Origin of the sequence: Flavobacterium sp. IMCC34852 (assembly GCF_030643905.1) — a bacterium.
Lineage (GTDB): Bacteria > Bacteroidota > Bacteroidia > Flavobacteriales > Flavobacteriaceae > Flavobacterium > Flavobacterium rivulicola.
The window spans coordinates 74,322-87,220 of record NZ_CP121446.1 but is presented as its reverse complement, the minus strand read 5'-3'; the positions used below and the strand labels follow the sequence as shown (position 1 = coordinate 87,220).

Here is a 12,899-nt window from a genome sequence, read left to right as displayed (position 1 = left end):
CTCCCAAATTTGGGAGCTTCTTCTTTCTATAACTAAGTTTAAATAAAATTAATTTCCTAGAGTGATGGTTGTGGTATTGCCATTAACTGTTAAGGTGGCTTGGTTGTCACAGTCACCGTTTCCGTAATCTAAAGTTGCTGTATTGTTGGTTCCAACAGTATTTACCACTCCGCTAACAATATGTGGGCAATCGGCCTCTACTCTTAATGGCGTTGTGATGGTTGAAGTTCTGGTTCCGGCTGGGAAAGTAGTAGTCCAACTTCCTGAAATTGAAAACACATTATCAGCCCAAACCATTGGAGTACCAAATCCTTCAATCATTTCTCTTACTCTGTTACCTTCTCTGTGGTAAACGTTTCCGTTAGGGAAAGTTACCGTCATATCAATCGACATATTGGCTACCGGATGAACCGCCGCTAAGGTAGTAGTACTTTGTAAGCTTCTCACTATGGTTCTGTTGCCTTCTATCAAGATGTTGTTGTGATGAAAATCAACAAAACTGTAACTAATAGTGTGCGATGGGGTGTCAAAATTCAAACTTCCGCTTACGATAATCGTTCCGTCTATAACATTTCCGTTGGGTAAAGTACAGTTGTCAAAAGTTACGGTTCTGGTCCAAGTAGTAGCGGTTAATTGGATATCAACAGTGGCACAAGGGGGAAGTGCTTGGACGTCATATTCACTACTTCTTCCGGCTCCGGGATTGGCTTGAAGTGCGTATTGGTCTTCGGCAATTTTGGCTACATCTTCAGTGGCCATATCAATTTTGGCACTAACTTGAGCTTCGTTTAAATCGGTTGAAGTACTATTGTTGTCATCTTTACTGCAACTTAGGATGAACATAGATAATGTTGCTCCTAACATAAGGTTTTTAATTTTCATATCTTTTATTTTTTTGGTTCTCATGTTTGAATATTAAATGCAAAAAAGGTTTAATCAAAAGTAAATATTTTTTTCAAACGCTTTCATTATTGTATCTTTGAAAGCCCGATGCTATTCGGTTGTTATTTTAATGAATATTACTTCGCAAATAAAAAAGCCTATTCAGAATGAAATGGAACTTTTCGAGAAAAAGTTCTACGAATCGATGACTTCTAAAGTGGCGCTTTTAAACCGAATTACTTATTATATTGTCAACCGAAAAGGAAAGCAAATGCGACCGATGTTTGTTTTTTTGGTGGCCAAAATGCTTTCTGAAAAAGGTGAGGTTAATGAAAGAACTTATCGCGGAGCTTCAGTAATCGAATTGATTCACACAGCAACTTTGGTTCATGATGATGTGGTAGATGACAGCAATCGCCGCCGCGGATTTTTCTCCATTAATGCTTTGTGGAAAAACAAAATCGCAGTTTTGGTGGGTGATTATTTATTGTCTAAAGGATTATTACTTTCCATAGATCATGGCGATTTTGATTTGCTCAGAATAATCTCTGTCGCTGTGCGCGAAATGAGTGAAGGCGAATTACTCCAAATAGAAAAAGCCAGAAGATTAGATATAGTAGAAGACGTTTATTACGAAATAATCCGAAAAAAAACAGCAACCTTAATTGCTTCATGTTGTGCTCTTGGTGCTAAATCGGTTTCTGAAGATGAGGATCAAGTAGAAGCCATGCGGAAATTTGGCGAACTCATCGGAATGGCTTTTCAAATCAAAGATGACTTATTCGATTATACTGATGATGCGATTGGTAAGCCAACAGGTATCGACATCAAAGAACAAAAAATGACTTTACCATTGATTCATGCTTTGAACAATTGTTCCGATAAAGAAAAAAGTTGGTGTATCAATTCAATTAAAAACCACAACAAAGACAAAAAACGCGTTAAGGAAGTCATCCAATTTGTCAAAGACAAAAACGGTTTACAATATGCCGAACAAAAAATGATGCAATTTCAACAAGAAGCCCTTGAAATACTCTCCAATTTTCCCCAATCTGAATTCAGAGATGCTCTTTCGCTAATGGTAAATTATGTTATTGAAAGAAAAAAATAATTTTTTTTCAAAAATATTTTCTGCTGTAAAGCATTGATTTTATTGATGTTTTCTACTTTTTTTATATTCAAATTGATTTTTTTTCAAATCATCATGCAACCATTTTTCGACGACGCTCGTCTATGCCAATAGAAACACTAACCAATAGTTTTGAAAGTAATCAACTTACATAAAGAGGAAAAAGAATTAATCGAGTTGGCCATCGAAAACAATCGCCATGCTCAGCATCAGATTTATTCCAAATATGCTCCGAAAATGTTGAGTGTTTGCCGTCAGTATATAAAAGATGTACACCAAGCGGAAGACATTATGATTACCGCTTTTATGAAAGTGTTTACCAATCTGAAAAATTTTGAACACAAAGGCAGTTTTGAAGGTTGGATCAGAAGAGTAATGATTAACGAATGCATTTCGTTTATCAGAGTTCAGAAAAAAGTAAAGTTCATTGAAGACGAAACGTATTTTGAAGAAAGACATAATAATATTGAAAGTCAATTTTCAGTGGAAGACATACAGTTTTTGATTGACAGTTTGCCCGATGGCTACAAAATGATTTTCAATTTATATGCGATAGAAGGATTTAAACATCACGAAATCGCCACGATGCTAGGCATCAGTGAAGGCACTTCAAAATCACAATTATCACACGCTCGAAAAATGTTGCAGGAGAATGTTACCAAATTAAAAAATTATGAAAATGGAACCGAATAAAATAGAAAAACAGTTCAGAGAAAAGTTGAATGCCAGAGAGATTCAGCCATCATCCCAAGCTTGGGACCGATTGGATGCTATGCTTTCGGTAGCTGAAGAAAAAAAAACAAAAAAACCTTTTGGCTTTTTGTTTATTGCTGCCAGCATTTTGGTTTTCGTAACACTTGGTTTGTTTTTGTTCAATCAAAATGGAACAGAAATTAACAACATAAATACTGTAGTTGGAACAGAGACTAAAATTGACACAGTTCAAAACGCAACAGAGAAAAATCAAAATCCAATCGTAGAAGCACCAATACAATACGAAGCGGTTGCGACATCAGAAAATCAACAATCAATCAACAATAATCAAGGAGGTTCAATCATCAACAAAAAGCAAAACAATCAAAATGCAACAGTTAATCAAAAAGTAAATGCCAATCAAAATCAAATCATCAAAGACAAGCCTATTGAGTTCCAAAATCCGTCTGATATCGCGATAAAAGACCTGCCGAAAATTCAAGACAAAAAGGATATTTACATCAAAGTTGATAATACCAAAAAGGTTTTTATTAAACCGGAAGGCAACTTCAAAACAGATGAACTGTTACTGGCTGATTTAGACAAATCTAGCAAACAATCAACGGATTCTAAATCAAATATTAAAGTAGATGCCAAAAGCTTACTTTCTCAAGTAGACGGTGAAGTGGAATATTCCTTCAGAGAAAAAATGCTTCAAAAAATCAACAAAAATTACCAAGAAGTTAAAGTGGCCTTGGCCAATAGAAATAACGAATAAGTGACAACAATATCAAATAATAATTGAACATTGCCCTTAAAATTTAACAATCATTAATCACAATTTAAATCACAAACATCATGAAGAATTTTATCATTTATGCCTCATTAGCCCTGAGTATGATAGTAACTAAAGCAGTTGCGCAAGGCACTTTAAAAGTGGACGTTCAAGAGACCAGTTTTGAATTAAGAGTAAAACTTATTGCCAATAAAATTGACGCTATAACCAAAGAAGAAAAAGCAGCTTTAAAGGCCGAAATTGAATCGGTGAACAAAGAATTAGAAGCCGGAACCATTACCAAAGAGCAAGCCGACGAAAAGAAATTACAATTTGCTGAAATCCGTTCCAAAAATATTGAAACTAGAGTTGGCGCTGCTCAGGAAGAGTTAAAAGAATTGGTCAACCAAAAAGTAGCCGGAAAAATCACGGACGGAAAAGATAAGGTTACGGTTAAATGGAATTGGACTAATAATGATTCTATTCGAAAAAGCAGAGGGGAAAGAAGAACTACATCGCAGTTTGTTTTTGCAGCCGGTGTCAATAATTTAGTGACAGACGGAAGCGCCGCTAATTCCGACTACAGATATTGGGGTTCTCACTTTTACGAATGGGGTTTTACATCGAATACACGCCTTTTCAAAAACGACAATTTATTGCATTTAAAATACGGACTGTCTTTAATGTACAACAACTTGCGTCCAACAGACAATCGCCTGTTTGTAGTCAATGGCAACCAAACCAATTTAGAAACCAGTCCGGTAAATTTAAAAGATTCTCGTTTCAGAAATGTTTACCTAACGGTACCAATGCACTTAGAATTTGATTTCACCAAAGCAAAAGATAAAGACGGAAAGAAAATCTTCAGAACCCATGAAAGCGTTCGTTTCGGAATTGGTGGTTATGCGGGATTAAGAGTAAAATCGAAACAAAAATTGTGTTATGAATTAGACGGAAATGATGTTTCCGTAAAAGAAAAAGGCGATTTTAATGCCAATGATTTTATCTACGGCGTGAGTACTTATATTGGTTACGGAGAAACCAGTTTGTATTTGAAATACGATTTGAATCCGTTGTTCAAAGACAATGCTATCAAGCAAAATAATATTTCATTAGGAGTTCGTTTCGACTTTAATTAAAAATTGATTAGGTTAGTTTATACTTTGAAAAGATGTTTCAGCAATGGAGCATCTTTTTTTATTTTAAATTTTAAATTTTAAATTCTGAATGTGTAAATTTACCCTCTTTGATTTTTTTTAAGTTTCTAACAATCTAACAATCTAACAATCTATTTTGATTACCCGCGAAACCATAGATAAAGTATTTGAAACCGCACGTGTGGAAGAAGTCATCGGTGATTTCGTTCAGCTCAAACGTGCCGGAAGTAATTTTAAAGGCTTGAGTCCTTTTTCGGATGAACGCTCGCCTTCCTTTATGGTGTCACCGGTAAAACAAATTTGGAAAGATTTCAGTTCGGGAAAAGGGGGAAGTGTAGTGACTTTTTTGATGGAACACGAGCATTTTACCTATCCGGAAGCGATTCGTTATTTGGCCAACAAGTACAATATCGAAATTGAAGAAACCGAAGTTTCTCAAGAAGATAAAATCGAAGCCAACGAAAAAGAAAGTATGTATTTGGTGTCGGAATTTGCCAAAAGCTATTTTCACGACACTCTTTTAAATACCGAAGAAGGGAAAGCTATAGGTTTATCTTATTTCAAAGAAAGAGGTTTTACCAATGAAACGATTGCCAAATTTGGTTTGGGTTATTCGCCCGAGTCTTGGGATGCCTTTACCAAAGAAGCTTTGGCCAAAGGTTACCAATTAGAATTCTTGGAAAAAGTCGGATTAACCATTACTCGTGAAGACGGAAAGCATTTCGACCGTTTCAAAGGCAGAGTCATGTTCCCGATTCAAAGTTTGTCCGGAAGAAACTTAGGTTTCGGCGGTAGGATTTTGACTAATGATAAAAAAGCAGCCAAATACCTTAATTCACCCGAAAGCGACATTTACCATAAGAGTAAAGTTTTGTATGGGATTTTCCACGCTAAACAAGCCATTGCTAAACAGAACAACTGTTATTTAGTCGAAGGTTATACTGATGTTATTCAGTTGCACCATGCCGGTGTTGAAAATGTAGTAGCGTCATCCGGAACGGCTTTAACGCCCGATCAGATCCGATTAATCAATCGTTTGACTAAAAATATCACTGTGCTTTTTGATGGTGATGCGGCCGGATTGAGAGCTTCTGTGCGCGGAATCGATTTGATTTTGGAAGAAGGGATGAATGTGAAGGTTTGTACTTTCCCCGATGGTGATGATCCGGACAGTTTCGCCAGAAAAAATTCTTATGAGGATTTAGTCCACTATTTAGAAAACAACGCTAAAGATTTTATTCAGTTCAAAGCTTCACTTTTGATGGATGAAGCCAAAAATGATCCGATAAAAAAGGCTGATTTGATTCGCGATATGGTCGTGAGTATTTCCAAAATTCCGGACCGAATCAAAAGAGAAATTTATATCCAAGAAACCGCCCGTATCATGGATATTTCGGAGCAGGTTTTGCTGAATACTTTAGCGCAATTGGTGCAAAAAGACATTTCGGAAGCCGGAAAGAAACTTAAGACCGAACAAAAGGCTTTTGAGGTTGTTAAGAATGATGTTCAAGTAGCCAGAGAGAAACTAGATATTTTATCAAATCTTGAAATCAGTATTATAAATATATTGGTTCTGTATGGGAATTTAGAAACAGATTTTGAAAATATCTATGTCAATTTTGATGAAGAGGGCAATGAAATTGAAGTCAAAGAGAAAATAAAGTGTAAAATTTCCGAACGTATTTTTTTGAGTCTTCAAGAAGATGAAATAAGCTTCACTAATCCATTATTTCAGGAAATATATAATGATTTGATTCATAATTATGTCAATAATCCAAGTTTTGAAATAGTGAATTACATGAATACTTTAGAAGAGGAACACTCAAGTTTCATTTCAAATTTAATAATGGAAAATGAACGTTATACATTAGCGGGTTGGTTGGAAAAAAAGCAGGTTTTTGTAAAAGAAAAAGATTCTGAAGAAGTACTTACAAATTTAGTTACCGAAACTTTAATTTCTTTACGTGAATATCTGATTAATAAATTGATTGTTGATTTAATGAACAGTTTCTCCGCAGAAGAAGAGAATAGTGACTTAGAGGAAATCAAAGTAATGATTAATGATTACAATAAATTAAAAGTCACTTTGACCAACAAAATAGGCAGAATACGTTCTACATACTTATAAAAAAACCCCGAAATCTCGGGGTTTTAATTTTTTAAACGATTTCCAAAGTCTTAGCTTTATTCACGAGGTCAACCAAGTTCGTCACGTTAAGCTTCGTTAGCAGGCGAAGTTTGTAAGTACTGATAGTTTTTTCGTTAAGGGCTAAAATTTTAGCGATTTCATTGTTTTTCTTGCCATCGCTTAAGAAACGCAACACTTCAATCTCTCTGTTCGAAAGTTTGCGGTACAAACGTTCTGATTTGTTTTGCTTGGCAATTAATGCTAAGTTTCTCTTGATTTCTTCATTTAGGATAATTTGTCCTTGGTGTACTTTGACAATGGTTATTCCTAAATTCTCAAGCTTTGATGTCTTGTGAACATAACCTGCACAGCCTGCTTTGATAGCGTTTGGTGCGTAGATGTGCTCCGACAAACTACTGAAGACGATAACTTTAGTCTTCGGGAAATTTCTGATGATTGACTTGACTTCATAAATACTTTTAAGTCCTTCAAGTTCTAAATCGATGATTAAGACGTCAATTTCTTTGTTTCTTAAGGCATCGGGAACCATAAAAAAATTTCCTACATTGGAAACGATGCTTATTTCAGGGTGATCTTTGAAATATGCTTTCATTCCAAAGTGAACAACTGGAAAGTTATCCGCAATACATACATTTATCATAATTGTGGTATTTGATAAAAAATTAATAGAAATTTACTGTAAAGTTAAAAAATTATATTCGAAAAATGTTAACAGAATTGAGATTATTTTAAAAAACTTGGGATTATACATACAGGAATTGGGGTCATTTTATGCTGATTTATTGTATTTAACTTCTTATAAATCTCAAAGACTTCTTTCTCTCTTCCTGTGAAATCATCGCTTTTTTTATTGTTTTCGGCTTCAGACATTGCCCATTCTAATTCATCATAACTCGCACCCAATTGATCTTCATCGGTTCTTGAATCACCAAACAATCCATCGGTCGGAGCCGCATTTTGTATCGACTTCGGAATTTCTAAATATTCGCCCAAGGCATATACATCACTTTTCATTAAATCGGCAATTGGACTCAAATCAACTCCGCCATCTCCATATTTGGTATAAAAACCAACGCCAAAATCTTCTACTTTATTCCCTGTTCCGGCGACCAATAATCCATGAATTCCGGCAAAATAATACAAAGTCGTCATTCGCAATCTCGCTCGGGTATTGGCCAATGACAAATTCAATTTGGTTTCATTATCAGATTTGGGTACCGCTTGCTTAAATGTTTCAAAAACGCCGGTCAAGTCTGCTTCAATATTTTGAACATTCGGAAATCTTTTTTTCAATTGTTCAATGTGTTCCCTTCCGCGACTCACTTGCGTAGGGTCTTGATGAATCGGCATTTCAACACACAAAGTTGTTAAACCGGTTTGAGCACACAAGGTTGAGGTTACAGCCGAATCAACTCCACCAGAAATACCAATCACAAAACCATTCACTTTTGCTTTTGTAGCGTAATCCTTTAACCATGAAACAATAAAGGTATTGACTTCCCCTACTTTTAGTTTGCTTTTTTTAGCCATTTTTTTATGAAAGTTTTTAGAAACGGAAACGTATATTTGCAAATGTAAAAAATCACAAACTTTTCACTTCCATTTTTGTCATATTAATTCTCTATAATGAAAAAGTATTTTGCAATATTAACATTGGGTTTTTTGTTAGTTTCTTGTGATCAAAAAACTAAAGTAGAAAAGGCTGTCGAAGAAATCCCGGTTGCCTTGCAAGTGGATAGGTTTGACCGGGCTTTTTTTGAAGCTAATCCAAATGAATTGGCTGCTTTGAAAGCAGAATACCCATTCTTTTTTCCTGAAGGAACACCGGATGAGGTTTGGATTGAAAAAATGCAAAACAAGGACTGGCGTGATTTATATACCGAAGTGCAAAAGAAATATCCTGATTTTGAGAAACAAACTAACGAAATTGAGGATTTGTTCAAACATTTAAAATATTATTTCCCTGAAACTGTTTTGCCTAAAGTTTACACGGTAATTGGTGAAATGGATTATACCAGCAAAGCCATTTATGCTAATGATAAATTAATCATCGCTTTGGAATTGTACCTTGGTAAAGAGGTCAAGTTTTATACTTTTCCCGAATATTTGAGACAAAATTTCGAAGAGCGACAGATGATGCCGGATATTGTCACCAGTTATGCCATAAGAAAAATTCCGCCCCCAAAAGACAAGACTTTATTGGGAGAAATGGTTTATTATGGGAAAGAATTGTACTTAAAAGATTTGGTGCTTCCCAATCATACCGATGCTGAAAAAATAGGTTTTCTACCGGAACAAATTATTTGGTGTCAAGAAAATGAAAGTTATATGTGGCGCTTTTTTATTGAAGAAAGTTTGCTCTTCAGTTCGGATTCTAAATTACCGAATCGATTTATCAACGTAGCGCCATTCTCTAAATTCTATCTGGAAATTGACAATGAATCGCCCGGTAGAGTCGGACAATGGGTGGGTTGGCAAATTGTTCGCTCGTTTATGGAAAATAACGAAGTAAGTTTACAAGATATGCTGAAAATGGAAGCCAAAGAATTATTTGAAAAATCAAAATACAAACCCAAAAAGAATGAGTAATACCATTAAATCCGAAATAAAATTTAACGTCGAATTAGACGAAAATCGAATCCCAGAAAAGCTGACTTGGACCGCTCAAGACGGAGGAGTAGAGCAAGAAGAAGCCAAAGCCATGATGCTTTCCATTTGGGACAGCAAGGCACAAGAAACTCTTCGTATTGATTTGTGGACCAAAGATATGCCGGTAGATGAAATGAAAAAATTCTTTCATCAAACGTTAGTTGCGATGTCGGATACTTTTCAACGTGCAACCACCGATGAAAAAATGGCGGACACCATGAGGGATTTTTGTGATTATTTTGCCGAGAAATTAGAGTTGAAAAAATAGAAAAAGAGGTCATTAGATCTCTTTTTTTACAAATCTCCGCTTTTAAACATTTCTGCGTTTACTCCATCAATAAACTCTAAAAGTGTTTCTCTTCCGGTTGCTTCAAGTGATGAAGTTACAAAGTATTGTGGCATTTCTTCCCAATTATTGGCTAATAGGGCTTTGCGGTAAGCCGCAACATGGGAATCAATTTTAGTTTTACTTATTTTATCGGCTTTAGTAAAAATGATGCAGAAAGGCACTTCGATTTCACCTAAATAATTGATGAATTCCAAATCAATTTTTTGTGCTTCCAATCGAATGTCAATCAAGACAAAGGCACAAACCAATTGTTCTCTTTTCTCAAAATAATCGGTGATGAATTTTTGAAAAACTTCTTTGGTTTTTTTAGAAACACGAGCATAACCATAACCGGGTAAATCGACCAAAAACCAATTCAAATTGATTTTAAAATGGTTAATTAACTGAGTTTTTCCTGGTTTCCCCGAAGTTTTGGCCAAATTCTTATTATTGGTCAACATGTTAATCAAAGAAGATTTGCCCACATTAGAACGACCAATAAAGGCGTATTCCGGCAAAGGTTCTTTGGGACATTTGCTTACGTCAGAATTGCTGATGATAAATTCGGCACTGGTAATTTTCATGGTATTAAAATAAAAAAGTCCGTAAAGGACTTTTGTTTATAAATGAACTTCTTTTAACCATTCATGTAACAATCGGTTAAACTCATCAGGATGTTCCATCATTGCCGCATGACCACATTTGTCAATCCAATATAATTCAGAATTAGGCATTAATTTATGAAATTCTTCTGCTACTTCCGGCGGTGTCACTTGGTCATTTTTACCCCAAATAATACAAGTTTTCACATGCATTTTTGGCAAATCTTTGGCCATGTTGTGACGAATAGCACTTTTGGCAATGGTCAACGTTTTAATCACTTTAATGCGGTCATTCACTACCGAAAAAACTTCGTCAACAATTTCTTTAGTAGCCACTTTCGGATCATAAAAAACCGCTTCTGCTTTTTTCTTGATGTATTCGTAATCGCCTCGTTTTGGGTAGCTGTCTCCCATGGCGCTTTCGTAAAGTCCTGAACTGCCTGTAATTACTAATCCGGCTACTTTTTCAGGATACATTTTAGAATGGTATAAAGCAATGTGTCCGCCAAGGGAATTGCCCAACAAAATCACTCGGTCAAAACCTTTAAAAGTTATAAAGTCTTTTACGTATTTGGCAAAAGCCTTAACATTGGTTTTTAAAATATTTTGGGTATAAATAGGCAACTCAGGAATGACTACTTTGTAGCCATTAGAGGAAAAATAATCGGCTACTCCGTTAAAATTACTCAATCCGCCCATCAATCCGTGTAAAACAACAATCGGCGTGCCTTCTCCGGCTTCGAAATAGGAATACCTTCCTTCTTTTTTAAAATTTCCTTCCATGTAATTTTTTTGACATTTTACCTCGGCAACAAATATATGATTTTATAGATAAAAATTCGGTTGTCAAAGGAATATTTACTACTAAAATGCAGTTTTTAGTTAATAATTTTTCCAAAAAATACCCATTCAATTTCAGTCTTTAAATTGGTTTTTCTAAAGTTCATTTAATTTGTTTTCTGCAATAAAAACGCTTAAAATGAGTTTTTTATACTTTTTTTTCTCGTCAAAATTGATTTCGTTAAAGATTCATCAATATTTTGCCAAACCTGAATTTCTTTAGATTTTGAAGTAAAAAGGAATGAAGTGGTAAAACTTATCAACAAAGTGGTATTTTGTGGTAAATTGTGGTAATAATTTTTATATTTTTGCTGATAACCAAAATAAACAACAATTGAACTCCATAATCGGAACATACGAATGCAAAGTTGACGCCAAGGGAAGACTCATGATTCCTTCGGCTTTAAAGAAGCAACTGGCTAATTCTCTTCAAGATGGCTTCGTCTTGAAGCGTTCTGTATTTCAGCCTTGTTTGGAATTATATCCAATGACTGAATGGAATTTGATGATGCAAAAAATCAACAAACTCAACCGATTTGTAAAGAAAAATAACGACTTCATTCGCCGTTTTACAGCCGGAGTAAAAGTGGTTGAGGTAGACGATTTGGGCCGATTGTTAATCCCGAAAGATTTAGTGGCTTTTGGTCATATTTCAAAAGATATCGTACTGTCGTCTGCAGTAAATATTGTGGAGATTTGGGATAAAGATTTATACGAAAAATCAATTGCAGGAGACGATATAGACTTTGCCGATTTAGCGGAAGATGTAATGGGAAATATAAATGATGATGGAGATGGAGTATCATAATCCGGTCTTATTGAAAGAAACAGTCGATGGCTTGAATATCAAACCCGATGGAATTTATGTCGATGTGACTTTTGGTGGTGGAGGTCATTCAAAAGAGATTTTGAAGCGATTAGGACCGAATGGGAAGTTGTTCGGTTTTGACCAAGATGAAGATGCTTGGGCCAATACTTTGCCCGATGAGAGATTTACGTTGATTCAAGAGAATTTCAGATACATCAAACGTTTTTTGAGATTTCATGGTGTGAAAAGTGTTGATGGCATTTTAGCCGATTTGGGTGTTTCATCTCACCAATTTGATGTGCCGGAAAGAGGTTTTTCTACTCGTTTTGATGCCGATTTGGATATGAGGATGAGTAAAAAAAATGAACTCGATGCGCACAAAGTGATTAACGAATACGATGACACCAATTTAAAAAGAGTGTTTTTGGATTACGGTGAACTAAAAGCAGCACCGGCCATCGCTAGGACTATCATCGAAGCCAGAGAGAAGAAAACTATCAATACAACTGAGGAGTTAAAAATGGTATTGGCTAAGTATTTACCCGAAAAAGTAAAGAACAAAGTTTTGGCTCAAATCTATCAGGCCATTCGCATTGAAGTCAACCAAGAAATGGAAGTGCTCAAAGAATTTTTGGAACAATCCCTTGAAATCTTGAAGCCTGAAGGAAGATTAAGTGTGATTTCGTATCACTCCTTAGAAGACAGATTGGTAAAGCGTTTCATGAAAAACGGCATGTTTGAAGGCGAACCGGAACGCGATTTCTTCGGAAATTTTTCGGTGCCGTTTAAATTAATAGGGAAACTAATCGTTCCGACAGAAGCAGAAATTAAAATCAACAACAGAGCTCGCAGCGCTAAGTTAAGAATAGCAGAAAAAGTTTAAAAAC

The 12,899-nt window shown here is 35.4% G+C and carries 14 protein-coding genes; 9 read left to right on the top strand and 5 right to left on the bottom strand.

The features are described from left to right. Positions 1–48 precede the first annotated feature (48 nt). A complete protein-coding gene (locus P7V56_RS00405; RefSeq protein ID WP_171222085.1) occupies positions 49–906 on the bottom strand; it encodes a hypothetical protein in 858 nt (285 codons plus the stop codon). A gap of 106 nt (positions 907–1,012) precedes the next feature. Between P7V56_RS00405 and P7V56_RS00400 the strand changes: the two genes are divergently transcribed. The 5 genes from P7V56_RS00400 (at position 1,013) to dnaG (ending at position 6,764) form a co-directional block, all read left to right on the top strand. Beyond that, the gene (locus tag P7V56_RS00400; RefSeq protein WP_171222086.1) at positions 1,013–1,993 is read left to right on the top strand and encodes a polyprenyl synthetase family protein; all 981 of its coding nucleotides are present in this window, start codon (positions 1,013–1,015) and stop codon (positions 1,991–1,993) included. 150 nt (positions 1,994–2,143) lie between these two features. Then, positions 2,144–2,704 carry an RNA polymerase sigma factor gene (locus P7V56_RS00395; RefSeq protein ID WP_171222087.1) on the top strand — a complete coding sequence of 187 codons (561 nt, stop codon included), beginning with the start codon at positions 2,144–2,146 and terminating at the stop codon, positions 2,702–2,704. Further along, positions 2,685–3,482: a hypothetical protein gene (locus P7V56_RS00390; RefSeq protein ID WP_304986231.1), complete on the top strand. Its 798-nt coding sequence runs from the start codon at positions 2,685–2,687 to the stop codon at positions 3,480–3,482. The genes P7V56_RS00395 and P7V56_RS00390 overlap by 20 nt, the downstream gene beginning before the upstream one ends. An 80-nt stretch (positions 3,483–3,562) precedes the next feature. After that, positions 3,563–4,618: a hypothetical protein gene (locus P7V56_RS00385; RefSeq protein ID WP_171222089.1), complete on the top strand. Its 1,056-nt coding sequence runs from the start codon at positions 3,563–3,565 to the stop codon at positions 4,616–4,618. Positions 4,619–4,772: 154 nt separating this feature from the next. Beyond that, a complete protein-coding gene (gene dnaG, locus P7V56_RS00380; protein WP_171222090.1) occupies positions 4,773–6,764 on the top strand; it encodes a DNA primase in 1,992 nt (663 codons plus the stop codon). A 31-nt stretch (positions 6,765–6,795) separates the two neighbouring features. Here the strand turns inward: dnaG and P7V56_RS00375 are convergent, their stop codons facing one another. Continuing rightward, complete coding sequence (locus P7V56_RS00375; protein ID WP_171222091.1) at positions 6,796–7,425, bottom strand: response regulator transcription factor; 630 nt, start codon at positions 7,423–7,425, stop codon at positions 6,796–6,798. A gap of 83 nt (positions 7,426–7,508) precedes the next feature. Continuing rightward, positions 7,509–8,315 (bottom strand): NAD(+) synthase, encoded by an 807-nt coding sequence (nadE, locus tag P7V56_RS00370; protein ID WP_171222092.1) that lies wholly within the window; start codon positions 8,313–8,315, stop codon positions 7,509–7,511. A 96-nt stretch (positions 8,316–8,411) separates the two neighbouring features. On the opposite strand from nadE, the gene gldB reads away from it, so the two are divergent. Continuing rightward, entirely contained in the window at positions 8,412–9,374 is a 963-nt protein-coding gene (gene gldB / locus P7V56_RS00365; protein WP_171222093.1) for a gliding motility lipoprotein GldB, read from the top strand. Further along, positions 9,367–9,702 (top strand): gliding motility protein GldC, encoded by a 336-nt coding sequence (gene gldC, locus P7V56_RS00360; protein WP_171222094.1) that lies wholly within the window; start codon positions 9,367–9,369, stop codon positions 9,700–9,702. Before gldB ends, gldC begins: the two co-directional genes overlap by 8 nt. A 26-nt stretch (positions 9,703–9,728) precedes the next feature. On the opposite strand, the gene yihA is transcribed toward gldC, so the two are convergent. Together yihA and P7V56_RS00350 are read right to left on the bottom strand one after the other, a co-directional pair. Then, on the bottom strand, positions 9,729–10,346 hold the full coding sequence (gene yihA / locus P7V56_RS00355) for a ribosome biogenesis GTP-binding protein YihA/YsxC (RefSeq protein ID WP_171222095.1): 618 nt from the start codon (positions 10,344–10,346) through the stop codon (positions 9,729–9,731). A gap of 36 nt (positions 10,347–10,382) precedes the next feature. Next, on the bottom strand, positions 10,383–11,147 hold the full coding sequence (locus P7V56_RS00350) for an alpha/beta fold hydrolase (RefSeq protein WP_171222096.1): 765 nt from the start codon (positions 11,145–11,147) through the stop codon (positions 10,383–10,385). Positions 11,148–11,538: 391 nt separating this feature from the next. On the opposite strand from P7V56_RS00350, the gene mraZ reads away from it, so the two are divergent. Together mraZ and rsmH are read left to right on the top strand one after the other, a co-directional pair. Continuing rightward, positions 11,539–12,012, top strand: a complete 474-nt coding sequence (gene mraZ, locus P7V56_RS00345; protein WP_171222097.1) for a division/cell wall cluster transcriptional repressor MraZ — start codon at positions 11,539–11,541, stop codon at positions 12,010–12,012. After that, entirely contained in the window at positions 11,987–12,895 is a 909-nt protein-coding gene (gene rsmH / locus P7V56_RS00340) for a 16S rRNA (cytosine(1402)-N(4))-methyltransferase RsmH (RefSeq protein ID WP_171222098.1), read from the top strand. The genes mraZ and rsmH overlap by 26 nt, the downstream gene beginning before the upstream one ends. Positions 12,896–12,899 lie beyond the last annotated feature (4 nt).